Here is a 26946-nt window from a genome sequence, read left to right on the forward strand (position 1 = left end):
CCGGTGCGGTTAGCCAGGGAACGGGGCATTGGGGCGGGCGTAGTAGACCCACACCAAGACTGTGGTGATGGCGAAGTACACCACGCAACCCCAGAAGAACGCGGCGGCCGGCATCATGGACAGCAGGACGCCCACGACGAAAGGACCGAAGGCGCCGATCGCGCCGGTCCAGCCAATGACACCGCCAGCTTGGCGCGGCGGCAGGATCATAGGCATCTGTTTAAAGGTTCCGGCGTTACCCAGACCGGTGAAGAAGAACATGATGAGCATTGAACCCAAGAACCACCAGAACTGATCCGGGCTGGAGGGATTCAGGAAGAGTGCGGCGACAGCCGTGAAAACGGTCATTCCCGCACAACCAATGAAGGTCCAGATCGCGCCGCCGAACTTATCGCACAGCGGGCCCCAGAGAGCGCGTACGAGCGCACCAATGAGTGGGCCGAGGAATGCAAAGGCTGCTCCCTTAGGGAGGTTGTCGTAGGAACCGGCGAACTGGGAGTCCGCGCCGAAAGTCTGGTTGATGAGGAGCGCCATCTGGGCGGCGAATCCGGAGAAAGCACCGAAAGTCATGAGATAAACCACGGTGAGAATCCAGGTATTCTTGTTGCCGAAGATGTCTATCTGCTGACGGAAGTTGGCTTTGACCGGCACGTCCTTAAGAACCATCCACGCGACGACGGCGCCGACGAGTGCCCAGGGAACGAGGAAGATGGCGGGGTTGTGGACGAAGATCTCGCCGGTGTCGGTGCGCTGCGGAGCGACAAAGCCGATACCCAGCAGGGTGAATCCCATAAGCCACGGTGCCACGAGCTGGATGAAGGAGATGCCGAAGTTACCGATTCCTGCCTGGATGCCCAGGGCGGTGCCGGACATGCGCTTGGGAAAGAAGTAACCAGTGGAGGGCATGAATCCGGAGAAAACGCCGCCGCCAATACCGGAGAGGAAGGATAGGGTGAGCAGCCACCAGTACGGGGTAGAGGTGTCCTGCACTGCAAAGAACCAGCCCAACATGGGGATGATGAAGAGCAGCGAGGAGAGACTGACTAGTTTTCGGGTGCCGATCATTGCCGGCAGGAACATGAATAGTAGACGGAAGAGTCCGCAAGATAGGCCTGCGATGGAGGTCAGCCAATAGAGCTGTGGCTTGGTGAGATCGAAACCAATCTGGTTGAGCATCGGTGCGATGGCAGACACCAGGTACCAGGTGGCAAAACCGATGATCAGAACGAAAGTGGATACCCACAGAGTGCGCCAGGCAATTTTAGAGTCCCAGCGGGCGGGATCTTCTGGATCCCAGCCTTGGATGACCTTTCCTGAGGTGGTGAGAGCTGACATGATGCCTCTCTTGGTCGAAGTGAACCTGTAACTGCCAAAGTACCCGAGTATCTCCGTTAATATGGCATTTAACAAGAAGAATCTCGTGGAAAATAACGACACAAAAATGTTGCGAAATTCTTTGTCGCTCGGATTTCTACGGGACGGCTGTGTGTGGATTTCAACTTCTGCGATTCTTAACCACTGGAGGAAGAAACATGACGCCATGGACGACATCCATCATCGTCGCCTCGGACCGGGTACTCCGCGGGGAGAAAGCCAATAACGCTGGTTTTCGCGCACAGGAGCTAGCCAAGGAATTCGGCTGCGCGGTGGTGAGCTCCACGGTGGTGGCGGAAAACTTTGAAGCAATCGATGAGGCATTAAGAGCCGCGTTGGAGTCAGGCGCACAGGTGGTAATCATCATTGGTGCAACCGGCACTCATGTTGGAAACGTCACTCCGGAGGTTAGCGAGCGCTACGTGCGCGTGCGCCTACATGGTGTGGAGACCCAAGTGCTCATGGAGGGGCTGAAGAATTCGCCAAAGGCTGGACTGTGCCGGGGCATCATCGGCCTTGACCACCACGGCGGAAACCTCATCATCAATAGTGCATCCTCCCGTGGGGCGGTGGAGGACACCCTTGGTGTGGTGCTGCCTTTGGTGCCGGACATTTTCGGCAGTTGCAGTAGCGGTGACTCTAAACCGAACCACTAATTCTTTGCTCATAAGTCCGCAATTCCTGCGGGGTATCGTAGTCGCGGACCTCCTCACCCACCTGGACGACAGCTACCGAGTCCGCGGCGCGGAGAAGCGAGCGTGCGGAGCGATTGTGCACACGGCCCAGGCGCGTCAATGCGCGGCCTAGAGCGTCAACACGCCACACCGCGCATAGTGGTTGAATCTGGTTTCCTGCGGCAGCAACCGCAACTGAATGCTCACCGAGTCCATCGATGAGGTGCGGAATAGCTATTGGGGACTCCGGCGCGTCGACGGCCAAAACCGCAACGAGTTCGCGCTGAGAGTGCTGAGCTGAGTCGCCTCTTGTGAGGAAGCGGTAGCCAGCCGCGATGCCCGCGGTGGGCCCGCCGTAGAGCGGTGATTCGCAGACCTGCGGGAGGCCCAGCCAGTGTGGGGATACCACCACGCTAGGCGTGCCATAAGGCAGGTAACTGTGCAGCCTGTCGACTAAGCGCTGCCCGCCGACGCGCAGGCTGGCCTTGTCCGCTCCGCCCATGCGGCTGCCACGACCACCGGCGACGATGATGGTGGCATAGGGCGCAGTTCTGGCTAACATGCGGGCAACTCGCGGGACCAGTCACCCGAGCGCCCACCGGACTTGGCGGTAATGCCACAGCGGCGGATGTACGCGGAGCGATCGACACCCTTAACCATGTCAATGATGGATAGTGCTGCCACGTTCACCGCGGTTAAGGCTTCCATTTCCACACCAGTGCGGTCGGCCGTGCGTACGGTGGCCTCGATAAAGACGTGCTCCTCGGCCAGGGAGATGTTGAGTTCACAGCCATGCACACCGATGGTGTGGGCCAAGGGGAGGAGATCCGGAACCTTCTTGGCCGCGGAAATGCCTGCTACCCGCGCCACCGCAAGGACGTCGCCCTTCGGGACGGTGCCATCGCGCAGCGCGCTAAGAACCTCTGGGGAGCAAGCCACTTCGCCCTGTGCGGTGGCAGAGCGCACCGTGGGCTGCTTCTCAGTGACATCGACCATGTAGGCCGAACCGGACTCGTTGAGGTGGGTGAACTTCATGGGTATTTCTCCTTGCTAGAACAGGTAAATCGTTAAGCTGTTATGTACTTCTTCACCAGCATGAACTGCCGCGAAACCGTGCGTGCCTGACAACGAGGCCACGAGGTGACTGCCTACTGTGCGGTGACTGAAAGGTATGGCCACAGGTATACGCCCCCGGAAATCCACGTGCACAGGTATCAACGTGGTTTTCGCCGGCGCAGCCGCCGGGAATTTCGTCGCATCGATGGTGGCGTTCACGTGTGGGCGCTGCCAGGGTGTCTCCGGGCGCGGATGCCCTGCCAATGCAGCGATCGCCTGACTGACATAAAGGTGAAAAGACATAAACGCCGCTACCGGATTGCCCGGCAAACTCAGCACCGGTGTGTCCTTCCATTTGGCCTGCCCCTGGGGAGCACCAGGCTTGTGCGCCACGTGCCCGAACCAGGCGCCCTGGTTCTGGCCTAGGGTTTCATGCACGACATCAAAGGCTCCTGCTGAGACCCCGCCGGTCGTGACAATGAGATCACAGCGTTCAGCGAGAGCGTCCAGCTTCGAAGCAAGCTCAGCCGCGTCGTCGCTGCTGTGAAGCGTGTCGATGACCTCCGCGCCGGCCTGGCACGCGAGTGCGCTGAGCATGGGACCATTGGAGTCAGGAATGCGTGTACCGGACTCTGCTGATGCAGTGAGATCATCGTGCGTCTGCCCGCTGAGCTCGGCCCCGGTAGAAATAATCCCAACGCGCGGGCGCAGATACACACTGACGCGTGACACCCCAGCGGAGAGTAGGGCGGCGAGCGTTCCGGCGTCGACAAGCTCGCCAGCGCGCGCAATGACCTCCCCTTGGGCTATGTGCTCGCCACGGGACCGGATGTGACGGCGATGTGGCGCCTCGGTGATCGTCACCTGATGCGGTACTGGCTGCGGGCCCGGCGCAGTGGTAGTCAATTCGACCGGCACCACACAGAGAGCCGAGTGCTCTTCAGGCACTGGGCCACCAGTCATGATGCGTACTGCCTGGCCGGGGGAAGGCTCGAGCGGAGTACTGCCGGCGGGGACATCACCAACCACCGGAAGCGTCCACGGGCCCGGACCGCCCTCGAGGCTAGAGGCGTGGAGGAGAAAACCATCCATTGCGGAATTGCTAAACGGTGGCAGAGGGAACTTCGCATAAACATCCTGTGCCAACACCAGCCCCACGATGGAGGCATCGACGTCACGCTCGTGACTACGCAGTGGGGATGAGCTGAGAACAAGATCGAGCACCGCGGTGAAGTGCTCCTCTAGATTGCGGGCGTTGCCCGGGCCGGAAGCACTATGTGGGGAAGCAAAAGGAACAGGTGAATGAGAAGAATTCAGCACGTCAATAGCCTAACAGCGGGATTAAAAGGAACCTTGTAGCGCTTATCCGCCGATTGCAGACATAGGGCGGTCTGGCTGCAAGAAACCTTCGTCGTTTACGCCATGTCCGGGAAGCTTGGCCCACATCTCCTTGGCCCACGCGTGTGCCAATTCGGAATCGCTGGCTCCGGCGCGCATGAGATCCCGCAGCGAGGTTTCCGAGTTGCCAAAGAGGCAGTTGCGCACAGCGCCGTCGGTGGTCAGCCGGGTGCGGTCGCAACTGCCGCAGAAAGGACGCGTCACGGAAGCGATGACACCAATGCGCCCTGAGGGAGTGTCAGCATCGAGCCCGGTTGCCTCCCACAGCGCAGCCGGGGCGGAACCCCGCTGCTCGCCCGCAGGTTGTAAGGTGAATGCCTCAGCGAGGCGGGCGAGGATATCATCAGCGGTCACCATCTGTTCCCGATTCCATTGATCGCGCGGCCCCAACGGCATCTGCTCAATAAAACGTAGCTGTGCACCGTGGCCAAGGCAGTAGCGTGCCAAGGGGATGATGTCCTCTTCATTTACCCCGGGCATCACCACAGCATTGACTTTGACCGTGCCTAGACGGCCTTCGCGGTGGGCGGCAGTTGCGGCTTCGATGGCAGCAAAGACATCGATGAGCCTGTCGCGCCGGGTGAGTCGGGCATAGAGGTCAGGATCAATGGTGTCTAGGGAGATGTTGACGCGGTCAAGCCCCGCCTCAATGAGGCCGTCTAGGCGGCGGGGCAGTCCCAAGCCGTTCGTGGTCAGGGCGGTGGCGGGAGCCAGCTGTTCGTCCGTCTGCAGCTGCGTCGTGGCGGCGACTATCTTCTCTAGCGACTTGCGCAGCAAAGGTTCGCCGCCGGTAAAACGCACCTGGCGGATGCCCAATTGGGTCACAGCAATTCTGATGAGGCGGATAGTCTCTTCATCGCTGAGTGTCTGTTCAGTGGGCATCCACTCGAGGCCCTCGGCGGGCATGCAATACGTGCAACGCAGGTTGCAGCGATCCGTCAGCGAGACGCGAAGGTCGCGTGCTTGGCGTCCGTAACGGTCGAGCAGGTCGCGGCGACCATCGCTTAGGGCAGGCGGCAGGTCCGGAGGCGTTGCGTCGGCCCCGCCGCGGGGGATTCCGCGTGGGGAGGGCGTAGGCAGGAAGACGCGATCAGACATTAACTACACTTTAGCCGGAGTAAAAGCAGATCTATAGTCGCTCAGCCCCTTTATTGCGGTGTGCCCTCTTCGGCGTCTAAGCGCTGCGCCTCACCCGGGCCCTTCAGGCGAATGATGTTGTACTCGCCTTCCGCCAGGTGGGCGCGCAGGTCCTTCTTATCGAATTTGCCCACCGAGGTTTTGTCGATGGATTTCACGAAGGTCCAATACTCCGGCAGCATCCAGGAGGGCAGCTCAGAGCGCATGCCATTGCGTAGACGCTCAGCGGTCTCAATGGTGGGACTGATGCCTGCGGCGAGCACGGTGACGGCTAGCGGGCGCTCGACCCACTGCTTGTCGGGGTAGCCAATGACAGCGCATTCGAGCACCACTGGGTTGGCCATGATGAGGTTCTCCAACTGCACGGAGTAGATCCACTCACCACCGGACCGGATGACATCGCGCGCGCGGTCCTCCACGGTGAGGAAGCCCTCCTCATTGACGAAGCCGACATCCCCTGTACGCAGCCAGCCATCGGCCGTGAACTTCGAGGCCGCGTCCTCGACATCCTTGCCGCGGAATTCGTGGGCGGCACCGCCATCCTCCGAGGTGGGCGAGTGATAGTAGGAGCCGGTGACCAAGTTGCCGCGGACCTGAATCTCGCCCGCATTGCGGTCGGTGGTGTTGACCACGTGGCCGTCGTTGACCACGCGGTATTCCAGGGCGGCAGGGAAGCGACCTTGGGAAATGCGGTAGGCCCACCGGGCTTCACCCGAGGCGCCTGAGGGCGGGCGCGCCACGGTACCCACCGTGGTGGTTTCCGCCATGCCCCAGACATGGACCACGTCCACGCCATAGCGTTCTTCCCAACTTTTGATGAGCTGCGGCGGAACGGGCGAGCCGCCGGCGAAAATCTCCGTTAGCGTCATGCGCTCCGGCGGATTCTTGAGGTAGTGCACGAAGAGCTGGATCCAGATGGTGGGCACGCCATGCGCCACGCGTGGGGAGGTGGCGGCGATGATCTTGGCCAGGGTGGCGGGGGAGACGTCGGCGTCGGGAAGCACCAGCGGCGTGCCCGTCATCCACGCCGCAAAGGGAACTCCCCAGCTCAGGACGTGGTAGATGGGGATGCAGCACAGGAAGGTCTCACCGTGGGTCACACACAGGGAATCGGAGGAACGCAGCTGCATACCTTCCAAGTACAGGGCGCGGTGGGAGTAGAGCACGCCCTTTGGCGCACCGGTGGTGCCGGTGGAATAGCACAGGGCGGCGGCGGTGTGTTCATCCAGAACCGGCCAGTCATATACGGTGGAGCGCCCATCTAGCAGTTGCTCATAGCTATAAATCTCGACGTTGCCCGGCAGAGCGGTGCTGGGCTTGTCGACGCCCGTGAACACCACCGCACGCACACAGTCCACGCCTTCCAGAACCTGGGCTAGTTGCTCGGCGAGGCGACAATCCGCGACGATGACGCGGACCTCGGCGTGGTTGATGATGTGCCGGATCTGATCATTCATCAGCTGCTTGTTGAGCGGGGTAAACACCGCGCCCTTGCAGGCAGTGCCGAAAAGCACCTCGAGGTGCTCGGCGCAATTCCACATCAAGGAGCCCACGCGTTCATCACCGGTGATGCCGAGGGTGTCATGCAGGGCGTGGGCGAAGGCAGCGGCGCGAGCGCCGATATCGGCGAAGGTGGTTTCTTCGCGTTCATTGCCGGGATTGGCGCTGTGCCACGTAACCACCTGGGTTTGGCCGTGGACAGTGGAACCGTACTCCAGGATGCGAGTGAGGGACAGCGGGATATCCTGCATTGTGGAGAGCATGCGCACTACTTTAGCCGTGTCAGTGTGAGCGCGGTGGAAGGATGCGGTATAGTTGTCGGCGACTGGCGGGGAAGGCCTTCTCCGCACCTCCGAGCTCCCTCCACGGCGCACACACCTGCGGTGAAAACTCATGGCAGTCCAACGGTGCACGCGACGGTGAGAGGGGAGAGACACGCTCGCAGTCGCCTTCTTAAAATATCTCCCCGCGATTGACCCGCGGCCGCTTCCTCGAGAACTTTTCAGGAGTTCTGCAAGGAGTTCTTCATGTTCTGTACCGCAGGGCCGGAGAGGGGGGAGAGCCAAAGAAAACCACCGCCCACGGGGATCGCCGTCGCGTGAACTCGCTGGTGGCGGTGGACCATCTCAATTACACACTGGCTTCCAACGCCCATTCGGAGCGGCACCGCGCACAGTGCAGGTGCAGCACAAGAAACAGCGCGCGTTGGTGAAGCGACGAAAGGATATCCGTGAGCGATACGGACAAGACCGCAGCACAGGATCTCGCATCCCTGAAGCTGCCGGAATTGCGCAAGCTGGCTGCGGAGCGCGGACTTCGCGGCGTTTCTGGCCTGCGCAAGGGGGACCTCATTACCGCACTGACCACCGGCCAGGTTCCGGCACGCGGCGCGAAGGCTGCTGCCGAGGGCGAAGCTAAGGACGCACAGCCGCGTCGCGCCGCCCGCAAGGCCTCGCGCCCTGCCGGTGCTGCTGAGCAAGCCTCCGAGCAGTCGGAGCAGGATAAGAAGCGCCAGCAGGAGCAGCCGCAGCAGCAATCCGAGAATGCCCGCAAGGGCGAGGACGGTGCTCAAGAGTCTGAGCACAAGGGCGGCCACGACGAGCAGCGCTATGAGTCTCGCTCCCAGGCCCGCCGCGCCCGCCGTAACCGTGCGCGCCGTCAGGAGCGCGAGGCCCGCGAAGAGTCCAAGGGCAACGGGAATGACAACGGCGCCGAGGACAACAATGCCAAGTCGGACAACAACGGCAAGTCCGAGGAGAACCAGTCCCGTGGCGGAAAGAACTCCGACAACGGTGACCACGGTAACGGTGGCAATGGCAACAACGGCGGTGGCAATAACGGGGGCGGCAACAACAACCGCCGCGATAACCACCGCAACGACGATGACAACAATGGTGGCGGTGGCCGCCGTAACCGTCGTAACCGTCGCAACCGCCGCGGGCGTGACCGCGATGGCGGCGGCAACGGTGGCAATGACCTGCAGATCCGCGAGGGCGATGAAGTACAGGTAGTTGGCGGCATCCTCGAGGTCGTGGACAACAACGTGGCCTTCCTGCGCACCACCGGTTACCGCGCGGCGAGCTCCGATGTCTTCGTCAACAACAACCTCGTGCGCCGCTTGGGCCTGCGCTCTGGCGACGCCCTGACCGGCAAGGTCAAGGTTTCCGGCCCGACTCACACCCACGGCAACGGCCGCAACCGCCGCAAGTACAACCAGCTGGTGGAGGTTGACACCGTCAACGGCCTGGATCCGTCCACCGCGAAGGAGCGCCCGGACTTCGCCAAGCTCACCCCGCTGTACCCGAACCAGCGCCTGCGTTTGGAGACGGACCCGAAGATCCTCACCACCCGCGTCATCGACCTCATCATGCCGATTGGTAAGGGCCAGCGCGCGCTCATCGTCTCCCCGCCGAAGGCCGGTAAGACGACGATCCTGCAGAACATTGCCAACGCCATCGCCACGAACAACCCGGAGTGCTACCTCATGGTGGTCCTCGTGGACGAGCGCCCCGAAGAGGTCACGGACATGCAGCGCAGCGTCAACGGTGAGGTCATTGCCTCCACCTTTGACCGCCCGCCGTCAGAGCACACCTCCGTGGCGGAGCTGGCTATCGAGCGTGCCAAGCGTCTGGTGGAGCAGGGCAAGGACGTCGTCGTTCTGCTCGACTCCATCACCCGCCTGGGCCGCGCCTACAACAACTCCTCCCCGGCGTCGGGCCGCATCCTGTCCGGTGGTGTGGACTCCAACGCCCTGTACCCGCCGAAGCGCTTCTTGGGCGCTGCCCGCAACATCGAAAACGGTGGCTCACTGACCATCATCGCTACCGCGATGGTGGAGACCGGTTCCACCGGTGACACCGTCATCTTCGAGGAGTTCAAGGGCACCGGCAACGCCGAGCTCAAGCTCGACCGCGCCATCTCCGAGCGCCGCATCTTCCCGGCTGTGGACGTCAACCCCTCCGGTACCCGTAAGGACGAGCTCCTGCTGGTTCCGGAGGAGGCACGCATCATGACCAAGCTGCGCCGCATCCTTTCCGGCCTGGACTCCTTCGCTGCCATTGACCTGCTCATCAAGCAGCTTAAGAAGACCCGCTCCAACGGCGAGTTCCTCATGCAGGTCGCTTCGTCCGCGCCCATGGCGGCAGATACGGACGAGGAGGACTACAAGTAATGTCTAATCAGGTTTCCCTCGTTGATGACATCATCTCCGAGTACCAAGGCATCGAAATGCAGATGGCTGACCCGGAAGTAGCCGGGGATCAGTCGCAATTCCGCAAGCTGTCCAAGCGCTACGCTGAGCTGCGCCCCATCGTCGCCGTCAACGAAGAATTGGTTCAGGCCCGCCAGGACTTGGCCGATGCCAAAGAGATGGCCTACGAGGATCACGAGTTTCAGTCTGAGGTTGACCGACTCGAGCCGCTCGTTGTGCAGCTGGAGGAGCAACTCGCGGATCTGCTAGCCCCGCGCGATGAGCATGACTCCGAGGACATCATCATGGAGATCAAGGCCGGTGCCGGTGGCGAAGAGGCAGCGCTCTTCGCCGGCGACCTGGCCCGCATGTATGAGCGCTTCGCCGACAAGGCAGGTTTCCAGTGGGAGGTTCTGGGCCTCAACGAGTCCGACCTCGGCGGCGTGAAGGATATGTCCATTTCCTTCAAGTCCAAGACCCCCTCGCGCGATGGCGCGTGGAGCGTGTTCAAGTTTGAAGGAGGCGTCCACCGTGTACAGCGCGTGCCGGTGACCGAGTCCCAGGGCCGCATCCAGACCTCTGCGGCTGGTGTGCTGGTCTACCCGGAGCCGGAGGAGATCGACTCTGTCAACATCGATGACAAGGACATCCGTGTCGACGTTTACCGTTCCTCCGGTAAGGGTGGTCAGGGCGTGAACACCACTGACTCCGCTGTGCGTATTACCCACCTGCCCACTGGCTTGGTGGTGACCTGTCAGAAGGAGCGCTCGCAGATTCAGAACAAGGCGCGTGCCCTGCAGGTGCTGCAAGCTCGCCTGGATCAGATGGAGCGCGAGGCCCGCGAGGCCGAGGCTGGCGAGCAGCGTGCCTCTCAGGTGCGCACCATGGACCGCTCGGAGCGCATCCGCACCTATAACTGGCCGGAGAACCGCATCACCGATCACCGCATTGGTTACAAGGCCAACAACCTTGACTCCGTGCTCGACGGCGATATGCAGGATCTCATTGAGGCTCTGCAGGCTCAGGAGCGCGCGGAGCGCCTTGAGGCTGAAGGCTAGAAGGCTAAGGCACGGTTAGATACGGTGACTTTTCACACCTATAAGGAGGCGCTTCGTGATGCCACGGAGCGCCTTCGCGCTGCCGGGGTACCTTCACCCGAGTGGGATGCGCGGCTGTTGGCGGCCCACCTCATTCACTGCGGGCACATGGATATCCCGCTTAACGAGGCTCCGGTCCCCGGCTTTGACGTGGCATACGGGGCGTTGGTGGGGCGTCGTGAAGCGCGCGAGCCCCTTCAACACATCCTGGGAGTGGCGTGGTTTGGACCCCTCGAACTCGAGGTGGGCCCCGGCGTGTTCATCCCGCGCCCGGAGACGGAGGTGCTTGCCGACTGGGGAGTTAAATTTCTAAAGAAATTTAACTCGTTGGGGACGACGAAGACTAACGCGCGTCCTCCCCGCGTCGTGGATTTGTGCGCTGGATCCGGTGCGCTGGCCTTATACGCCGCCCACTACGTGCCGCAGTCCGAGGTGTGGGCAGTGGAGCTTGCCGACGCCGCCCTGGCCTACACCCGCCGCAATGCCGCGAGTACTGTGCGCGACGGTGCGGGATCGGTGGACGTGGTCCAGGGCGACGTCACCGACTCTGAGCTCTTGCTGAAGCTGCACGGCACCGTTGACCTCGTGCTGACCAACCCGCCCTACGTCCCCGAGACCCCGGACCTGGATCCGGAGGTCTACCAAGACCCCCACGAGGCGGTGTTTGGGGGAGAAGACGGCATGGAGACCATCACCGCGATGATCCCGACCATCGCCGCGCTGCTGCGCCCCGGCGGCCGCGTGGGCATCGAGCACGACGACGACACCTCGCACCAGGTGCAAGAAGCCCTACGCGCACACGGAGGGTTTAGCCACATCGAGGTGCTCAAGGACCTGACTGGTACCGCCCGCTTTGTCACAGCAGAGCGGGGAGTACAGTAGATTGGTCGAAGATTGGTCGACAAGCCGATAGGAACGGGATTAAGGAGAGACCAATGCAGGGACAGATTTATAACTGCGCTGACGCGGCAGAACGCGAAGAAGGAATGGCCCTTGCCGTCAAGGCTGCCAAGTCGGGGCGGCTCGTCGTGATGCCCACCGATACGTTGTACGGGTTGGGCTGCGATGCCTTCGATAATGATGCCGTCGCCAGCCTGCTGGCCACCAAGCACCGAGGCCCGGACATGCCGGTACCGGTGCTCGTGGGTTCCTGGGATACCGTCAAAGGCCTTGTCGCTTCGCTGGATGATACCGCCCAAACGCTGATCGAGGCCTTTTGGCCGGGTGGTCTGTCCGTTGTGGTCCCGCAAGCGCCTTCGCTTCCCTGGAACCTGGGCGATACCCGCGGCACGGTGATGCTGCGCATGCCACTGCACCCGATTGCTATTGAGCTTTTGCGCGAGGTCGGCCCCATGGCGGTGTCCTCTGCGAATATCTCTGGACAGACTCCGCCCACCACCGCGATTGCTGCGAAGCAGCAGTTGGGCAAGGCGGTCACGGTCTACCTCGACGGGGGAGAAGCTGAGGTGGGCAAGCCTTCCACCATTATCGATCTGTCTGGCCCGCGTCCCTACCTCTTGCGCGAAGGCGCGCTGAGCTCCGAGCAGATTGGTGAAGTCATCGGAGTCTCCGCCGAATCGCTGCGCACCCGCCCGGGCGCCCAATCCTCTTAAGGAGACTTTAGTGGCTGGAACCGGAGTGCCGCTGCGCGAGCTAGCGTTGGTGATATTCGTCGCCGCGGCGTTTACCTACCTCACCACCGGACTGGTGCGCACCTTCTTAGTGCGCAGCGGCCAGGTGGCGGAGATCCGCCTGCGCGATAGTCACTCCCAGCCCACCCCGCAGCTTGGCGGAGTGGCGATGTTTACGGGTTTTGCCGCCGCCGTCTATCTCGCAGGACAGCTTCCAGCCTTGACTCGCGGCTTTATGCCCGTCACGCCAGAGATGAACGCTGTGCTCTGGTCCGCTGCCGCCATCGTGGTTGTCGGTGTGGTGGACGACCTGTTGGAGCTAAGCGCTTTGGTCAAACTCATCGGGCAGCTCGTAGCCGCGGCCATCATGAGCGGATTGGGGCTGACGTGGACGCTTCTCTTTCTGCCTTTTGGTGATGGAACCACGGTCATCCTTGACCAGGTCCAGGGAACACTCTTGACTACTTTCTTTACCGTACTGCTCATTAATGCCATCAACTTCGTCGACGGCCTCGACGGCTTGGCGGCTGGACTGGGAATGATTGCCGGCGGAGCCATCCTGGTTTTCTCCTTGACTGTTCTGCATGACCAGGGCGGTACAGTATCGGCTTATCCGCCCGCGATTATTGCGGCGGCGCTCGTTGGTGTGTGTGCCGGATTCCTTCCGCACAATTTCGAGCCCTCCCGCATCTTCATGGGGGATAGCGGGGCGATGCTGATTGGTTTGTTGCTTGCCGCGGCGTCGACCTCAGCATCCGGCAAGATCAACATGTCCCTCTACGGCACCGTGGACATTGTGGCGCTGATGTCACCCGTCATCGTCGTTATCGCTGCGGTCTTTGTTCCAGTCCTGGACCTTGTCTGGGCGGTTATTCGGCGTGTTTCGCAGGGGCGCTCGCCCTTCGCTGCCGACAAGGCCCACATTCACCACCGGTTGCTGTCGCTGGGGCACACGCATCGCCGCACGGTGCTTGTGCTCTATCTGTGGGTCTCCGCGGTAGCTTTCGGGGCGGTTTCTTTCTCTATCGTTCCGGCCCCCGTCGCGGTGGCGCTGGCTGTTTTCGCGCTCCTCGTAGCCTTTGGCGTGACCTTGATTCCGCTGCGCCAAGGCAAGATTGGCCGCCGTCCGCGTTCTACTAGCGTGGTGCTGGAAACGGATCCTTCCTGAGGTAGGGTATGGGGCTGTGACTGATTCAACGACTTCCGAAGAGCTATCGCCCTATGACGATCATCGTCGTCCCCTCAAGCGCGCCCTGCGCCTCGGGGTCATTGGCCTCGTCGTAGTGACCATCGCGTCCTTGGCTATCTGGGGTGGCGTCCGCGGGTTGCCTGGTATCTGGGGAGTGCTTGTCGGCGCTGCTATCGGAGGCGGCTTCGTGCTCTTTACCGCAGCGTCGGTGCTTCTCACCGCGCGGACTACTCCCTCGACCACGATGGCTGTGGTACTCGGCGGCTGGTTGCTCAAGGTGGTCATCCTGATCATGGTGCTGTTGCTGATTAAGGACTTGGAGTTCTATGACACGATGGCGCTGTTCGTGACTGTGTTGCTAGCACTAGCGGTGACGCTGGGAACCGAGGTCTGGGGCGTCATTACCTCCAACGTGACCTACGTGTCCTAATGCGCCTTAATCTTCATCAAAAGCCACTGCTTCCGGTGACCCCGGGAGGGTGGCTTTTTGTGTAGTAAGACGCTCCTTTCAGCATGCTCATTACCCCCGTCAAGGTGGGAAAACGTGGGTATGTGACCAAATACACTCAGCAGGGTTTTGGCAGAATGCGGGCCTTTTATGAGGCTTTCTAGTGCTGGGCTGTGCCTTTAGGCTCGCAACACTGCCCCCACGTGCGAAAACTTGAGGGCGAACTGATAGCATTCTCTTCGGGTTACCGCGGGTTAGCGTCATGCTATCCCGAAAAAGTACGGTTTATCCTTGCCCTGTTTACGCTGATGTGCGACGGAGTCCGTGAGCAGGGCAAAGAGCTTGAGACGTCCATCGCACCACATAGCCTTCGACAAGCTGTGTGGCCCGAACACGGGAGAGAACGCTGAGCGTTACGACATTGGCCATGAAGGGTGAGTTTCACGCACCCGAACTGGATCCAGAATTTTTCCCGGGGCACGTAACCGATGATGGTGATGTCGTCGATCTTTTGTTCGCCGATTTCGCCAACGGTTGGTTCGCTTTGGATCGCATCATGCTGGTTCGCCTGTTCATGGCGGCTATCTTGGTGCTCCTTTTTGTTGTCGCCTTCAGGAACCCGAAGTTGGTTCCTAAAGGATTGCAAAACGTAGCGGAGCATGCGATTGACTTCGTACGAATTCACATCGCAGAAGACATTCTGGGCCGCAAGGAAGGACGCCGTTTCCTTCCTATCTTGGCCACGATCTTCTTCGGTGTTTTGTTCTGGAACGTGGCAACCATTGTTCCAGCCCTAAACATCTCTCCGAATGCTCGTATCGGTATGCCAATCGTGCTGGCAGTCGTTGCGTACATCGCCATGATTTACGCCGGCGCAAAGCGCTTTGGCTTCGGCAAGTTCATCAAGTCCTCGGTGGTTATTCCTAACCTTCCACCGCTGCTGCACGTGCTTGTTGTACCGATTGAGGCTTTCTCTACGTTTGTCATGCGTCCAGTCACGCTGGCTCTTCGTCTTATGGCGAACTTCCTGGCTGGTCACCTCATTTTGGTCCTGTTGTACTCGGCAACGAACTTCTTCTTCTTCCAGTTCAACGGTTGGACCGCACTGAGTGGCCTCACTCTGGTCGCAGCGGTTCTGTTCACGCTGTACGAAATTATCGTCATCTTCCTGCAGGCATACATTTTCGCCCTGCTGACGGCGGTATACATCGAACTGTCGCTGCATGCAGATTCGCACTAACAACAACGCGAACCTCGCGGTTAACTAAATACCCCAGAAATCACCACTTCCCCCGCGGAACAATTCGCGGGAAAACATTGAAAGGGAACGACTTTCATCATGAACGAAATCATTCTTGCTCAGGCTGCTGACGAGTCCACCCTCAAGGGCCTCGGCGCTATCGGCTACGGCATCGCAACCATCGGCCCGGGTCTGGGCATCGGTATCCTCGTCGGCAAGACCGTCGAGGGCATGGCTCGCCAGCCGGAGATGGCCGGCCAGCTGCGTACCACCATGTTCCTGGGTATCGCCTTCGTTGAGGCCCTGGCACTTATCGGCCTCGTTGCAGGCTTCCTGTTCTAAAGAGCGCTTTACACAAAGTAAATCGAACTTTAAGAACGGAGCCCCATGAACAACGTCATTTACTACCTTGCAGCAGAGGGAAGTGAGCACCTGCCGCTGGAGAGCGGCAACTCCATCCTTCTGCCCAAGATGTACGACTTGGTCTGGTCGATCATTCCGTTCGCCATCATCCTGATTGTGTTCTGGAAGCTCGTTCTTCCGGCATACAACAAGATGCTGCAGGAGCGTGAAGACCGGATCGAAGGTGGCCTTAAGCGTGCGGAGGCTCAGCAGGCCGAAGCAAAGGCCGCCCTGGAAAAGTACAATGCTCAGCTCGCTGACGCTCGAGCAGAGGCTGCGGAGATCCGCGAGCAGGCGCGTGAGCGCGGCAAGCTGATCGAGGCAGAGGCTAAGGAAGCTGCAGAGGAAGAGTCTCGTCGCATCCTGACCGCCGGCGAGAAGCAGCTTGAAGCTTCCCGTGCACAGGTCGTGTCTGAGCTGCGTTCCGACATCGGGCAGAACTCCATCAACCTGGCAGAGAAGCTGCTCGGCGGCGAACTTTCGGACGCCACCAAGCAGTCCTCCACGATTGATAACTTCCTGTCCGAGCTCGACACTGTGGCACCGGCCGGAAAGTAGGCAACGATGAAGGCAGCTAGCCGCGAAGCACTCGCTACCACTGAGTCCAAGCTGGATGAGTTCCTCTCCAGCGACCGCTCGGTAGCGACTGCTACCCAGGCAGGCCAGGACCTCTTCGAGGTAGTCCGCGTCCTCGACGGCGACCGCGAACTGCGCGTCGCTCTGACCGACGACGCCGCCACCGCAGAGGAGCGCAAGTCCCTGGTCCAGACCCTTTTCGGCGGGAAGGTCACCCCGGTAGCACTCCAGGTGCTGCAGGAGGCCGCCGCCGCACAGTGGTCGAGCCCGCGTGATATCGCCCGTGGCCTCATCATCCTCGGCCGCCGCGCACTGCTGCGTGGCGCTGAGTTTGAGGGCAAGCTGGGCCAGGTAGAAGACGAGCTCTTCTCCCTGTCGCGCGTGCTTGACCGAGAAGGCGAACTGACCCAGCTGCTTTCAGACCGTACTGCTACGTCCGATCGTAAGGTCGGGCTGCTGGCAAGCGTGCTCTACGGCAAGGTCACGATGGTTACTGAGGCGCTCGCGCTGCAGGCCATTGGCCGCCCGGAGCAGAACCCGATTGATGATCTCGCCGGTTTGGCGGACACCGCAGCCAAGCTGCAGGGCCGTACCATCGCGCGCGTGACCACTGCGGGTGAGCTGAACGATAGCCAGCGGGCAGCACTCGCTGAAAAGCTGGGCAAAATTTATGGTCGTGCGATGTCCATCCACTCTGAGGTTGACACCAGCCTCCTCGGTGGTATGACCATCCGCGTCGGCGATGAAGTCATCGATGGCTCGACGGCAGGCAAGATCGCCCGCCTTCGCGCGCAGATGGCATAAGCCGAAACGACAGAAACGATTAAGTAATTGCTGGAAGATACTACCGAGAGCAGGAAGAACATGGCGGAGCTGACGATCTCCTCCGACGAGATCCGTAGCGCGATTGCGAACTACACCTCGAGCTACTCCGCGGAGGCCTCCCGTGAGGAGGTCGGCGTGGTCATTTCGGCAGCTGACGGTATTGCGCAGGTTTCGGGCCTGCCGTCCGTCATGGCGAATGAGCTGCTCGAGTTCCCGGGCGGCGTGATTGGCGTCGCACAGAACCTTGACACCAACTCCATCGGTGTCGTGGTCCTGGGCAACTTCGAGTCGCTGAAAGAAGGCGACGAGGTCAAGAGGACCGGCGAGGTTCTCTCCATCCCTGTGGGCGAGGAATTCCTCGGCCGCGTAATTAACCCCCTGGGCCAGCCGATTGACGGCATGGGCCCGATCACCGCTGAAGAGGACCGCGTCCTCGAGCTGCAGGCACCGTCCGTGCTGCAGCGTCAGCCGGTGGAAGAGCCGATGCAGACCGGCATCAAGGCTATTGACGCGATGACCCCGATTGGTCGCGGTCAGCGTCAGTTGATCATTGGTGACCGTAAGACGGGTAAGACGGCTGTCTGTATCGACACCATCCTGAACCAGAAGGCTAACTGGGAATCTGGCGACAAGAACAAGCAGGTTCGCTGCATCTACGTCGCCATCGGCCAGAAGGGCTCCACCATCGCTGGTGTGCGCCACACCCTGGAGCAGCACGGCGCTCTGGAGTACACCACCATCGTGGCTGCTCCGGCATCCGACGCCGCTGGCTTCAAGTGGCTGGCACCGTTCTCCGGTGCAGCTCTGGGTCAGCACTGGATGTACCAGGGCAACCACGTCCTGATCATTTACGATGATCTGACGAAGCAGGCTGAGGCCTACCGTGCGATTTCCCTTCTGCTGCGCCGTCCGCCGGGCCGCGAGGCTTACCCGGGCGACGTCTTCTACCTCCACTCCCGTCTGCTGGAGCGTGCTGCAAAGCTCTCCGACGACATGGGTGCAGGCTCCATGACCGCACTGCCGATCATCGAGACCAAGGCGAACGACGTCTCCGCCTTCATTCCGACCAACGTTATTTCTATTACCGACGGCCAGGTCTTCCTGGAGTCCGACCTGTTCAACCAGGGCGTCCGTCCGGCAATTAACGTCGGTGTGTCCGTCTCCCGTGTTGGTGGTGCTGCACAGACCAAGGGCATGAAGAAGGTCGCCGGTAACCTGCGTCTTGAGCTGGCTGCTTACCGTGACCTGCAGGCCTTCGCGGCCTTCGCATCCGACCTGGATCCGGCCTCCAAGGCTCAGCTGGAGCGCGGTGAGCGCCTCGTCGAGCTGCTCAAGCAGGCCGAGTCCTCCCCACAGCCTGTCGAGTACCAGATGGTTTCCATCTTCCTCGCAGACCAGGGCATCTTCGACGTCGTTCCCGTCGAGGACGTACGCCGCTTCGAGAAGGAGCTGCACGATCACCTCAACTCTGCAACCCCGCAGGTGTTCGAGCAGATCCAGGGCGGCACCGCTCTGACCGACGAGTCCAAGGATGCACTTGTTGCAGCAGCTAAGGACTTCACTCCGTCCTTCCGCACGACCGAGGGCCACAACCTCGGCACCGAGGCGCCGGTTGACCCGCTCGCCGCGGATGACGTGAACAAGACCGAGCTCAACGTCTCCCGCAAGACGGCCAAATAGAGTTTCGCACGCTCTAAGAATTAACCGTCTAGAAAGAGAAGGGAGGAGCGAACACCATGGCTAATCTTCGTGAACTGCGTGACCGTATCCGGTCCGTCAACTCCACTAAGAAGATCACCAAGGCACAGGAGCTCATTGCTACCTCGCGCATTACCAAGGCTCAGGCCAGGGTAGAAGCGGCGCAGCCTTATGCACGTGAACTGTCCAACGTGCTCAACAAGCTGGCGGCGCACACGTCCCTGGATCACCCGATGCTCCGGGAACGCGAAGATGCCAAGGTAGCCGCCATTCTCGTGGTCTCTTCTGACCGCGGTATGTGCGGTGGCTACAACAACAACATCTTCAAGAAGGCGGCCGAGCTGGAAGCCCTGCTGAAGAGCGAGGGTTTCGAGACCGTCCGCTACGTTACCGGTAACAAGGGCGTTGGCTTCTACAAGTTCCGTGAGGCCGAGGTCGCTGGTAGCTGGACTGGATTCTCGCAGGATCCGACCTGGGAAAAGACGCATGATGTGCGCCGCCACATTATCGACGGCTTCGTTGCCGGTTCGAATGGCCAGGCCAAGACCCGCGAGGGCATTAACGTGGAGGGCGAGACCGTTCGCGGTTTCGACCAGGTGCACGTTGTGTACACCGAGTTCGAGTCCATGCTGACCCAGACCGCGCGTGTGCAGCAGCTGCTGCCGGTGGTACCGGTTATCGAGGAAGAGGACTACAACCTGGGTGAGTCCGCGCTTTCCGACGCCGAGCCGAACAATCAGATCACTCCTGATTACGACTTCGAGCCGGATGCGGACACCCTGATGGAAGCGCTGCTTCCGCAGTACGTTTCTCGCCTCCTGTTTGCGATGTTCTTGGAGTCCTCGGCCTCCGAGTCCGCCGCACGCCGTACCGCAATGAAGTCTGCAACCGACAACGCTACCGAGCTGGTCAAGGACCTCTCGCGCGTGGCCAACCAGGCACGTCAGGCGCAGATTACCCAAGAAATCACAGAGATCGTCGGTGGCGCTGGGGCGCTCGCCGAAAGCGCAGAAAGTGACTAGATTATGACTACAGCTCTGCAAGAGCAGAACACACAGTCGTCGGCTACCGCCGGCCGTGTGGTGCGTGTCATCGGTCCGGTCGTCGACGTGGAGTTTCCGCGTGGCGGGCTGCCGGCACTGTACAACGCACTGACCGTCGAGGTTTCCCTCGAGGCTGTTGCAAAGACCGTCACCCTTGAGGTCGCTCAGCACCTCGGTGACAACCTCGTCCGTGCCGTGTCCATGGCTCCGACCGACGGCCTTGTCCGCGGTGCCGCCGTGACCGACACTGGCAAGCCGATTTCCGTCCCGGTGGGCGATGTGGTCAAGGGCCACGTCTTCAACGCCCTCGGTGACTGCCTTGACCAGCCGGGTCTGGGCCGCGACGGTGAGCAGTGGGGCATCCACCGCGAGCCGCCGGCATTCGACCAGCTGGAGGGTAAGACCGAGATCCTGGAGACCGGTATTAAGGTCATCGACCTGCTGACCCCGTACGTGAAGGGCGGCAAGATCGGCCTCTTCGGTGGTGCAGGTGTGGGTAAGACCGTTCTTATCCAGGAGATGATTACTCGTATCGCACGCGAGTTCTCCGGTACCTCCGTCTTCGCAGGTGTTGGCGAGCGTACCCGTGAGGGCACCGACCTTTTCCTCGAGATGGAGGAGATGGGCGTTCTTCAGGACACCGCACTTGTCTTCGGCCAGATGGATGAGCCGCCAGGAGTCCGTATGCGCGTGGCTCTGTCCGGCCTGACCATGGCGGAGTACTTCCGCGATGTGCAGAACCAGGACGTGCTGCTGTTCATCGACAACATCTTCCGTTTCACCCAGGCCGGTTCTGAGGTGTCGACCCTTCTGGGCCGTATGCCTTCCGCCGTGGGTTACCAGCCGACTCTGGCTGATGAGATGGGTGTGCTGCAGGAGCGTATTACCTCCACCAAGGGTAAGTCCATTACCTCCCTGCAGGCCGTCTACGTGCCGGCCGATGACTACACCGACCCGGCTCCGGCGACCACCTTCGCCCACCTCGATGCCACCACCGAGTTGGACCGTGGTATTGCTTCGAAGGGTATTTACCCGGCAGTGAACCCGCTGACCTCTACCTCTCGTATTCTGGAGCCGTCCATCGTGGGCGAGCGCCACTACGAGGTGGCACAGCGTGTCATCGGTATTCTGCAGAAGAACAAGGAGCTCCAGGACATCATCGCTATCCTTGGTATGGACGAGCTGTCTGAGGAAGATAAGATCACCGTTCAGCGTGCTCGCCGTATCGAGCGCTTCCTGGGCCAGAACTTCTTCGTCGCAGAGAAGTTCACCGGCCTGCCGGGCTCCTACGTGCCGCTGGCCGATACCATCGACGCTTTCGAGCGCATCTGCAACGGCGAATTCGACCACTACCCGGAGCAGGCTTTCAACGGCCTGGGTGGCTTGGACGATGTCGAGGCTGCGTACAAGAAGCTGACCGAGAAGAAGTAGGGAGAGGCACATGGCTGACATCACCGCCGAATTGGTTTCCGTCGAGCGCCTGCTGTGGACCGGAAAGGCCACCATGGTGACGGCTGAGACCACCGAGGGTGAGATCGGCGTGCTTCCTGGCCATGAGCCCATGGTCGGTCAGTTGATCGACAATGGTGTTGTGACCATCCACCCGGTGGACGGCAAGCGTCTCGTCGCCGCCGTCCAGGGTGGCTTCCTCTCCGTGTCCGAGAACAAAATCACCGTCCTCGCTGACTGGTCCATCTGGGCCTCCGAGGTCGATGAGGCCCAGGCACAGGAAGACCTGAAGTCTGAGCACGAGCTGACGAGGTCTCGTGGCGATGCCGCACTGCGCGCCGCCCGCCGCCACAACAGCTAACGGATGAGCGGAGAGGGAAACGACGGGCAGCAATGACCGCCCTTCCCACTCTCACCTAGGAACCCCACAACCTCATTAAGAGGGGGTGGGGTTTCTTCGTGATCTCAGCAAGAGGGGTACCTCAGGGCTAGCAGGAACTGGCAAGAACTAGCATTGCCTGCTCCAACGGCGGTACAATCAACCCATGAATTCTCAGGTGCTTCAGGGGCTAACAATTCTTTTGGGTCTGTGTGCACTGGTCCTCCTGGTTTTCCTCATCCTGGCGGCGGTGCGCTTTTTCACCGTGCGATCCCGTGGCACGAGCATTCTGTTGCGCCGACTCCCGTCGAAGGACTCTTATACATGGCGTCATGGTCTCGTGCGCTATGACGGTGAGTTCATGAAGTATTTTAAGCTTCGCTCCGTCATGCCCCGCGCCAACAAGCGCTTTAATCGCCTCGACATCGAACTGGGTAGCATCCGCCCTATGGACGATGACGAGGCTTCTTTTATGCCCTCCGGCCACCAAATCATCCAGATTAGCGTCGATGGGCAGGACTATGAGATTGCCTCCGATGCGCAGGGAATTATGGCCTTGAATGCGTGGGTCGAATCCGCGCCGTCGAAGCGTCAAGAGAAGCTGGATTATCACCAGATGCGCCAGCGGGCTACCCGCTTACCCAAGAAGTAGGGGCCCAACGATAGGGTAGAGGGCATGCGTGTTGTCATCGCCCAATGCTCCGTAGATTACGTAGGCCGCCTCGACGCCCACCTTCCCATGGCGGACCGGCTCATCCTCATCAAAGCCGATGGTTCGGTGTCCGTTCATGCGGATGACCGGGCCTATAAACCTTTGAACTGGATGACGCCGCCGTGCACCTTTGAGGAGTCGGCTATTGAGGATATCGACGGCGAAGACACGGGGGAGAAGCTGTGGCTGGTGGAGAACCCGAAAGGTGAGCAGTTGCGCATCACCATCTCGCAGATCCACCAAGAGATCGACATGGAGTTGGGGGAAGACCCAGGCCTGGTCAAAGATGGCGTGGAGGCACACCTACAGGAGCTTCTGGCCGAGCACATCGAAACGTTGGGGGAGAAGTACTCGCTCGTGCGTCGCGAGTATCCCACGGCTATTGGTCCGGTAGACATCATGGCCAAGAATGATAAGAACGAGTTCGTCGCCGTGGAGGTAAAGCGTCGCGGGGGCATCGATGGTGTCGAGCAGCTCACGCGCTACCTTGAGCTGCTCAACCGCGATGATTTGCTAGCACCCGTCCACGGCGTGTTCGCCGCGCAGGAAATCAAGCCCCAGGCGCGGACCTTGGCGGAGGACCGCGGCATTCGTTGCGTCGTCTTGGATTACCAGGAGCTGCGCGGCATCGAGTCCAACGAGCTGCGGTTGTTCTAGTGCCTCGCCGCAACCGCCGAATTCGTGAGGAGCCGCGCTCACTGCCGCGCGATGGCAGCGCCTTCCTCGGCTCGCAGACTGTCCCTGGGCCGCGTTGGACCCATGGCGAGCCTTTCGTTATGAGGCATGTCGGCAGCGCCGCCGCACAGAAGTACTACGTGTGCCCGGGATGCAACCAGAATATTCCTCCCGGGGTGGCGCACATCGTGGCCTGGCCACGGGATACAGGCGGGCGCGGCGAGGACCGCCGCCACTGGCACCGGCACTGCTGGGAGCGGCGGTAGGATAGCGGGCATGATTGTTGCCTTTTCCGTAGCCCCCACCGTTGTGGGTGATGAAAGCGCTGAAATGTCCGAGGCCGTGGCTGAAGCCGTGCGCGTCGTCCGTGCTTCCGGCTTGCCCAATGAGACCAACTCCATGTTCACCATTATTGAAGGTGAATGGGACGAGGTCTTCGCGGTTATCAAGGAGGCCACCGACGCCGTGCGCGCCGTGTCGCCGCGCACGAGCCTGGTGATTAAGGCCGATATCCGTGAAGGTGTGACTGGGCAGATTACCCAAAAAGTAGATTCCGTTAACCGTTACCTGGAGGAGAATAAGTGACCGGACCGTACGTAGGAGGAGCCCTCGACCTAGGCGCCATCAAGCAGCAGGCGGAGGCGCGGGCGCAAGCGAAGTCCACAAATGCCGGAGCTGCTAACTCCGGCGGAGGAATTGCCCCTTTCTTCGAGGTCACCGAGCAGAACTTCGAGAATGACTTGGTGCGCCGTTCCGCGGAGGTACCGGTTATCGCCCTGATCGGCTCGCCTCGCTCCCCGGCCTCCGAGCAGCTCAAGAAGGACTTCGAGGAGATGGCGGCCGCAGGTGGGCTGAAGTTCATCGTGGGCTATATCAACGCTGATGTTGTGCCCCAGGTGGCGCAGGTCTTCGGCGTACAGAATCTGCCGACCACCGTTGCCATCGCCGCCGGACAGCCCGTCACCAACTTCGAGGGCGGGCAGCCGCGCGAGAACCTGGAGCAGTGGGTAGCGGCGATCGTCGATAAGCTCGGCCCCCAGCTCAAGGGCCTGTCCGAACAGGGTGAGGCAGGGGAGAGCCCCGCAGAGGAAGCTGCTGATCCGCGCCTGAGCCTGGCGGAGGAGGCGCTCAACCGTGGCGATTTCGATTCCGCCATCGCCACCTACGAGGAGATCCTGGCCGCCGAGCCAGATAATGCGGAGATTAAGCAGGCGCGCGATACCACGCTGCTGCTCAAGCGCTTGGACCCAGCTAACCGTAGTGAGGATCCCATCGTCGCTGCGGATGCTGCCCCGGAGGACGTGGCAAAGCAGCTCGACGCCGCCGACGCGGAGGTCGTCGCCGGTGCCCCCGACCGCGCCTTCGAGCGCCTCATTGAGGCCATGAAGCGCACCGCTGGGGATGAGAAGGAACAGCTCAAGAACCGCCTCCTAGAGCTCTTTGGGCTCTTCGATTCCGGCGATCCGCGCGTGCTGGCCGCGCGGACGAAGCTAGCTAGCGCGTTGTACTAATAGCGCTCAGCTTGTGCAGGAGCCGATAGCGACCTCCCAGCACCGTCGCCGGTTGAACCCTCAGGATGATTCCGTTGAGTCCTCTCCTGAGGGTCTTTTCATGTTTGAACTTGAGTGTGAGTTACCTCATGCTAAATTCCTTCTAGTGTTATCACACACACTTTGTTTAGCTCTTTCAGGAGGACTCTCATGCGCAAGCTCCTCGGCGTCGTCGGCGCCGCTTCTCTTGCTTTTACCCTTACTGCCTGCGGAAGCGATAGCTCCGATAGTGCCGGCGGCTCCAACTATGTTCGCGTGCTCGGTACCGAACCGCAGCAGGGACTCATTCCCGCTATGACGAATGAGAACGGTGGCGGACGCATCGTCGACATGCTGTTTTCCGGATTGGTGTACTACGACGCCGACGGCAACGTGCACAACGAAATGGCCGAGTCCATTGACAAGGAAGGGGATAAGACCTACAAGGTCACGCTCAAGCCGGACCTGAAATTCTCCGACGGTTCCGCCGTAACTGCGGCTACCTTCGTCGATACGTGGAACTACGCGGTGGCCAACGAACAGCTCAATGAGAGCTTCTTTTCCTCCATCAAAGGTTACGGTGAAGGCGTCAAGGAGATGGAGGGCCTTAAGGTTATCGATGAGCGCACCTTCACTATCGAGCTCACCCAGCCAGAGAGCGATTTCCCAAGCCGCTTGGGCTACAACGCCTATTTCCCAGTTCCTGCTGCCGCACTGGAGGACCCACAGGCTTTCGGCGAGACCCCGGTGTCCAACGGTCCGTACAAGATCAAGGAATGGAACCACAACCAGAACCTGATCATTGAGCCGAACCCGGAGTATAAGGGCGACCGCGCAGCGCAGAACGACGGCATCGAGTTCGCCTTCTACGCCGATTCCAGCGCGGCCTACATGGACCTGTTGGCGAATAACCTCGATGTGCTCGAAGCCATTCCTTCGTCCGCTTTCGGCAGCTATGAGCAGGACCTGGCCGGCCGCCAGGAGACCAAGCCAGCAGCCACCTACCTGGAGATGTCCATCCACGTCGAGACGCCCCATTTCAGTGGGGAAGAGGGCACGCTGCGCCGCAAGGCAATCTCGATGGCTATCAACCGCGAAGAGATCGCGGAGACCATCTTCCACGGCACCCGCACCCCAGCCCGTGAGTTCACCTCACCGGTGCTGAATGGCTACAACGACAGCCTGCCGGGTTCGGAGAACCTGGATTTTAACCCGGAGGAGGCGAAGAAGCTGTGGGCGGAGGCCGATAAGAAGTACGGTGCTTTTGAAGGCACGTTCCCGATCAACTACAACACCGATGGCGACAACAAGGACTGGGCCGATGCCGTGGCCAACAACATCAGCAACACGCTGGGAATTCAAGCCGTGGGGAACCCCTACCCGGACTTCAAGTCCTTCCGCGATGCCTACCGCACCGAGCGTATGGACGGCGCCTACCGCACGGCCTGGTTCGCCGACTATCCCTCGATGGGCAACTTCCTTGGGCCAAACTTCACCACGGGTGTGGCCTCTAATGACTCGAAATACTCCAACCCGGAGTTCGATGAACTGATTGTGAAGGCCAACGGCGCCGCGAACGAGGAAGAGGCAGCGAAGCTCTACAACCAGGCACAGGAGCTGCTGCTGCGTGACCTTCCCTCAATCCCGCTGTTCTACCCGAACGTGGTCGGCGGCTGGTCCGAGAACGTCCAGGACGTGACGTTTAACTGGAAGTCTCTGCCGGTGTACTACGCGGTGAAGAAGAACTAGGGATCTGGCCCTACAGGCACACCGCAATATGACTAAAGTGCGGAGGCATGACCTCCGTACTTTTCCTTTGCAATACCAACCGCGGTAAGTCTCAGATGGCGGCTGCCTTAGCTAAGAAGCATGCGCCCGACTGGCAGGTTTACTCTGCGGGCGTAAAGACCACTGAACAGCATCGTGCACAGGGCGTGAACGCCGAGGCGCAGGCCTCTCTTGCAAAGGTCGACGCCGACATGTCAGGAACGCCAACGCTGCTTGATGCCGGCCTCGCGTCTTCGGTGGATCACGTCATCATCGTCGGTGATGCCGACTATGACGGAGTGGCTGAGCGTTGGGAGATTGAGGACCCGTCCGTGCGCGGTCTAGAGGGAGGGGAGCGAATGGATGCGTTGCGCGATGACATTGATGCTCGCGTAAGAGCTTTCCTCGATACTCACGCACAAGACTGAAAACTGCAACTGCCCGAGTTGCCAAAACTA

The 26946-nt window shown here is 60.7% G+C and carries 28 protein-coding genes; 22 read left to right on the forward strand and 6 right to left on the reverse strand.

All coding sequences use genetic code 11. The annotated features are described in order from the left end of the window. Positions 1 to 9: 9 nt before the first annotated feature. Complete coding sequence (locus tag HMPREF2743_RS05265) at positions 10 to 1335, reverse strand: nitrate/nitrite transporter (protein WP_070528793.1); 1326 nt, start codon at positions 1333 to 1335, stop codon at positions 10 to 12. 197 nt (positions 1336 to 1532) lie between these two features. Here HMPREF2743_RS05265 and HMPREF2743_RS05270 point away from each other — a divergent pair, with 197 nt between their 5' ends. Continuing rightward, a complete protein-coding gene (locus HMPREF2743_RS05270) occupies positions 1533 to 2030 on the forward strand; it encodes a molybdopterin-binding protein (protein WP_070528789.1) in 498 nt (165 codons plus the stop codon). Here the strand turns inward: HMPREF2743_RS05270 and HMPREF2743_RS05275 are convergent. From HMPREF2743_RS05275 to HMPREF2743_RS05295, 5 genes are read right to left on the reverse strand one after another with little or no spacing between them, the layout of a single operon-like run. Then, a complete protein-coding gene (locus tag HMPREF2743_RS05275; RefSeq protein WP_070528786.1) occupies positions 2014 to 2610 on the reverse strand; it encodes a molybdenum cofactor guanylyltransferase in 597 nt (198 codons plus the stop codon). The genes HMPREF2743_RS05270 and HMPREF2743_RS05275 overlap by 17 nt on opposite strands. Then, positions 2604 to 3083 carry a cyclic pyranopterin monophosphate synthase MoaC gene (gene moaC, locus HMPREF2743_RS05280; protein WP_070528782.1) on the reverse strand — a complete coding sequence of 160 codons (480 nt, stop codon included), beginning with the start codon at positions 3081 to 3083 and terminating at the stop codon, positions 2604 to 2606. Before moaC ends, HMPREF2743_RS05275 begins: the two co-directional genes overlap by 7 nt. A gap of 15 nt (positions 3084 to 3098) precedes the next feature. Continuing rightward, positions 3099 to 4424: a molybdopterin molybdotransferase MoeA gene (locus tag HMPREF2743_RS05285; protein ID WP_246824468.1), complete on the reverse strand. Its 1326-nt coding sequence runs from the start codon at positions 4422 to 4424 to the stop codon at positions 3099 to 3101. Between the two features lie 42 nt (positions 4425 to 4466). Next, complete coding sequence (moaA, locus tag HMPREF2743_RS05290; RefSeq protein WP_070528773.1) at positions 4467 to 5600, reverse strand: GTP 3',8-cyclase MoaA; 1134 nt, start codon at positions 5598 to 5600, stop codon at positions 4467 to 4469. 50 nt (positions 5601 to 5650) lie between these two features. Next, the gene (locus HMPREF2743_RS05295; protein ID WP_070818338.1) at positions 5651 to 7402 is read right to left on the reverse strand and encodes a long-chain fatty-acid--CoA ligase; all 1752 of its coding nucleotides are present in this window, start codon (positions 7400 to 7402) and stop codon (positions 5651 to 5653) included. A 467-nt stretch (positions 7403 to 7869) separates the two neighbouring features. Here HMPREF2743_RS05295 and rho point away from each other — a divergent pair, with 467 nt between their 5' ends. The 21 genes from rho to HMPREF2743_RS05395 all read left to right on the forward strand — a co-directional run bounded on the left by rho (position 7870) and on the right by HMPREF2743_RS05395 (position 26916). Next, positions 7870 to 9810 carry a transcription termination factor Rho gene (rho, locus tag HMPREF2743_RS05300; RefSeq protein WP_070528766.1) on the forward strand — a complete coding sequence of 647 codons (1941 nt, stop codon included), beginning with the start codon at positions 7870 to 7872 and terminating at the stop codon, positions 9808 to 9810. After that, a complete protein-coding gene (gene prfA, locus HMPREF2743_RS05305; protein WP_010187085.1) occupies positions 9810 to 10886 on the forward strand; it encodes a peptide chain release factor 1 in 1077 nt (358 codons plus the stop codon). The genes rho and prfA overlap by 1 nt, the downstream gene beginning before the upstream one ends. A 24-nt stretch (positions 10887 to 10910) precedes the next feature. Continuing rightward, complete coding sequence (gene prmC, locus HMPREF2743_RS05310) at positions 10911 to 11807, forward strand: peptide chain release factor N(5)-glutamine methyltransferase (RefSeq protein WP_070528763.1); 897 nt, start codon at positions 10911 to 10913, stop codon at positions 11805 to 11807. A 53-nt stretch (positions 11808 to 11860) separates the two neighbouring features. Further along, the gene (locus HMPREF2743_RS05315; RefSeq protein WP_070818339.1) at positions 11861 to 12538 is read left to right on the forward strand and encodes an L-threonylcarbamoyladenylate synthase; all 678 of its coding nucleotides are present in this window, start codon (positions 11861 to 11863) and stop codon (positions 12536 to 12538) included. Between the two features lie 10 nt (positions 12539 to 12548). Further along, complete coding sequence (locus HMPREF2743_RS05320; protein ID WP_070528758.1) at positions 12549 to 13724, forward strand: MraY family glycosyltransferase; 1176 nt, start codon at positions 12549 to 12551, stop codon at positions 13722 to 13724. A 16-nt stretch (positions 13725 to 13740) separates the two neighbouring features. After that, entirely contained in the window at positions 13741 to 14175 is a 435-nt protein-coding gene (locus HMPREF2743_RS05325) for a Cg1360 family ATP-synthase-associated protein (protein WP_010187077.1), read from the forward strand. 445 nt (positions 14176 to 14620) lie between these two features. Beyond that, entirely contained in the window at positions 14621 to 15433 is an 813-nt protein-coding gene (atpB, locus tag HMPREF2743_RS05330) for a F0F1 ATP synthase subunit A (RefSeq protein ID WP_070528755.1), read from the forward strand. 99 nt (positions 15434 to 15532) lie between these two features. Further along, positions 15533 to 15775, forward strand: a complete 243-nt coding sequence (locus tag HMPREF2743_RS05335; RefSeq protein ID WP_010187073.1) for an ATP synthase F0 subunit C — start codon at positions 15533 to 15535, stop codon at positions 15773 to 15775. A 45-nt stretch (positions 15776 to 15820) separates the two neighbouring features. Further along, positions 15821 to 16393 (forward strand): F0F1 ATP synthase subunit B, encoded by a 573-nt coding sequence (locus HMPREF2743_RS05340; RefSeq protein WP_046648931.1) that lies wholly within the window; start codon positions 15821 to 15823, stop codon positions 16391 to 16393. Between the two features lie 6 nt (positions 16394 to 16399). Then, complete coding sequence (locus HMPREF2743_RS05345) at positions 16400 to 17215, forward strand: F0F1 ATP synthase subunit delta (RefSeq protein ID WP_070443809.1); 816 nt, start codon at positions 16400 to 16402, stop codon at positions 17213 to 17215. A 60-nt stretch (positions 17216 to 17275) separates the two neighbouring features. After that, positions 17276 to 18916 carry a F0F1 ATP synthase subunit alpha gene (atpA, locus tag HMPREF2743_RS05350; protein ID WP_070443812.1) on the forward strand — a complete coding sequence of 547 codons (1641 nt, stop codon included), beginning with the start codon at positions 17276 to 17278 and terminating at the stop codon, positions 18914 to 18916. 56 nt (positions 18917 to 18972) lie between these two features. Further along, on the forward strand, positions 18973 to 19956 hold the full coding sequence (locus HMPREF2743_RS05355) for a F0F1 ATP synthase subunit gamma (RefSeq protein ID WP_070818340.1): 984 nt from the start codon (positions 18973 to 18975) through the stop codon (positions 19954 to 19956). A 3-nt stretch (positions 19957 to 19959) separates the two neighbouring features. Beyond that, positions 19960 to 21408, forward strand: coding sequence for a F0F1 ATP synthase subunit beta (gene atpD, locus HMPREF2743_RS05360; RefSeq protein ID WP_070528745.1), 1449 nt, complete (start codon positions 19960 to 19962; stop codon positions 21406 to 21408). Between the two features lie 10 nt (positions 21409 to 21418). Further along, a complete protein-coding gene (locus HMPREF2743_RS05365) occupies positions 21419 to 21787 on the forward strand; it encodes a F0F1 ATP synthase subunit epsilon (protein ID WP_070528741.1) in 369 nt (122 codons plus the stop codon). A gap of 184 nt (positions 21788 to 21971) precedes the next feature. Then, positions 21972 to 22457: a DUF2550 domain-containing protein gene (locus HMPREF2743_RS05370; protein ID WP_070528738.1), complete on the forward strand. Its 486-nt coding sequence runs from the start codon at positions 21972 to 21974 to the stop codon at positions 22455 to 22457. A gap of 24 nt (positions 22458 to 22481) precedes the next feature. Next, positions 22482 to 23174 carry an endonuclease NucS gene (gene nucS, locus HMPREF2743_RS05375; RefSeq protein WP_070528735.1) on the forward strand — a complete coding sequence of 231 codons (693 nt, stop codon included), beginning with the start codon at positions 22482 to 22484 and terminating at the stop codon, positions 23172 to 23174. Further along, on the forward strand, positions 23174 to 23458 hold the full coding sequence (locus HMPREF2743_RS12415; protein ID WP_083299018.1) for a hypothetical protein: 285 nt from the start codon (positions 23174 to 23176) through the stop codon (positions 23456 to 23458). The genes nucS and HMPREF2743_RS12415 overlap by 1 nt, the downstream gene beginning before the upstream one ends. Before the next feature lie 10 nt (positions 23459 to 23468). Continuing rightward, positions 23469 to 23777, forward strand: coding sequence for a thiamine-binding protein (locus tag HMPREF2743_RS05380; RefSeq protein ID WP_049155059.1), 309 nt, complete (start codon positions 23469 to 23471; stop codon positions 23775 to 23777). Further along, a complete protein-coding gene (locus tag HMPREF2743_RS05385; protein WP_070743959.1) occupies positions 23774 to 24703 on the forward strand; it encodes a tetratricopeptide repeat protein in 930 nt (309 codons plus the stop codon). Before HMPREF2743_RS05380 ends, HMPREF2743_RS05385 begins: the two co-directional genes overlap by 4 nt. A 189-nt stretch (positions 24704 to 24892) precedes the next feature. Beyond that, on the forward strand, positions 24893 to 26470 hold the full coding sequence (locus HMPREF2743_RS05390; protein WP_070743961.1) for a peptide ABC transporter substrate-binding protein: 1578 nt from the start codon (positions 24893 to 24895) through the stop codon (positions 26468 to 26470). Positions 26471 to 26517: 47 nt separating this feature from the next. Next, complete coding sequence (locus HMPREF2743_RS05395; protein ID WP_070743963.1) at positions 26518 to 26916, forward strand: arsenate reductase/protein-tyrosine-phosphatase family protein; 399 nt, start codon at positions 26518 to 26520, stop codon at positions 26914 to 26916. The last annotated feature ends 30 nt before the right edge of the window (positions 26917 to 26946 follow it).

Origin of the sequence: Corynebacterium sp. HMSC036D02 (assembly GCF_001836165.1) — a bacterium.
Taxonomy (GTDB): Bacteria; Actinomycetota; Actinomycetes; order Mycobacteriales; family Mycobacteriaceae; genus Corynebacterium.

Coding starts and splice junctions, on each gene's coding strand:
- HMPREF2743_RS05265 (WP_070528793.1), bottom strand. CDS start 1,335: ATGTCAGCTCTCACCACCTCAGGAAAGGTCATCCAAGGCTGGGATCCA.
- HMPREF2743_RS05270 (WP_070528789.1), top strand. CDS start 1,533: ATGACGCCATGGACGACATCCATCATCGTCGCCTCGGACCGGGTACTC.
- HMPREF2743_RS05275 (WP_070528786.1), bottom strand. CDS start 2,610: ATGTTAGCCAGAACTGCGCCCTATGCCACCATCATCGTCGCCGGTGGT.
- moaC (WP_070528782.1), bottom strand. CDS start 3,083: ATGAAGTTCACCCACCTCAACGAGTCCGGTTCGGCCTACATGGTCGAT.
- moaA (WP_070528773.1), bottom strand. CDS start 5,600: ATGTCTGATCGCGTCTTCCTGCCTACGCCCTCCCCACGCGGAATCCCC.
- HMPREF2743_RS05295 (WP_070818338.1), bottom strand. CDS start 7,402: ATGCTCTCCACAATGCAGGATATCCCGCTGTCCCTCACTCGCATCCTG.
- prfA (WP_010187085.1), top strand. CDS start 9,810: ATGTCTAATCAGGTTTCCCTCGTTGATGACATCATCTCCGAGTACCAA.
- HMPREF2743_RS05315 (WP_070818339.1), top strand. CDS start 11,861: ATGCAGGGACAGATTTATAACTGCGCTGACGCGGCAGAACGCGAAGAA.
- atpB (WP_070528755.1), top strand. CDS start 14,621: ATGAAGGGTGAGTTTCACGCACCCGAACTGGATCCAGAATTTTTCCCG.
- HMPREF2743_RS05335 (WP_010187073.1), top strand. CDS start 15,533: ATGAACGAAATCATTCTTGCTCAGGCTGCTGACGAGTCCACCCTCAAG.
- HMPREF2743_RS05340 (WP_046648931.1), top strand. CDS start 15,821: ATGAACAACGTCATTTACTACCTTGCAGCAGAGGGAAGTGAGCACCTG.
- HMPREF2743_RS05345 (WP_070443809.1), top strand. CDS start 16,400: ATGAAGGCAGCTAGCCGCGAAGCACTCGCTACCACTGAGTCCAAGCTG.
- atpA (WP_070443812.1), top strand. CDS start 17,276: ATGGCGGAGCTGACGATCTCCTCCGACGAGATCCGTAGCGCGATTGCG.
- HMPREF2743_RS05355 (WP_070818340.1), top strand. CDS start 18,973: ATGGCTAATCTTCGTGAACTGCGTGACCGTATCCGGTCCGTCAACTCC.
- atpD (WP_070528745.1), top strand. CDS start 19,960: ATGACTACAGCTCTGCAAGAGCAGAACACACAGTCGTCGGCTACCGCC.
- HMPREF2743_RS05365 (WP_070528741.1), top strand. CDS start 21,419: ATGGCTGACATCACCGCCGAATTGGTTTCCGTCGAGCGCCTGCTGTGG.
- HMPREF2743_RS05370 (WP_070528738.1), top strand. CDS start 21,972: ATGAATTCTCAGGTGCTTCAGGGGCTAACAATTCTTTTGGGTCTGTGT.
- nucS (WP_070528735.1), top strand. CDS start 22,482: ATGCGTGTTGTCATCGCCCAATGCTCCGTAGATTACGTAGGCCGCCTC.
- HMPREF2743_RS05380 (WP_049155059.1), top strand. CDS start 23,469: ATGATTGTTGCCTTTTCCGTAGCCCCCACCGTTGTGGGTGATGAAAGC.
- HMPREF2743_RS05390 (WP_070743961.1), top strand. CDS start 24,893: ATGCGCAAGCTCCTCGGCGTCGTCGGCGCCGCTTCTCTTGCTTTTACC.
- HMPREF2743_RS05395 (WP_070743963.1), top strand. CDS start 26,518: ATGACCTCCGTACTTTTCCTTTGCAATACCAACCGCGGTAAGTCTCAG.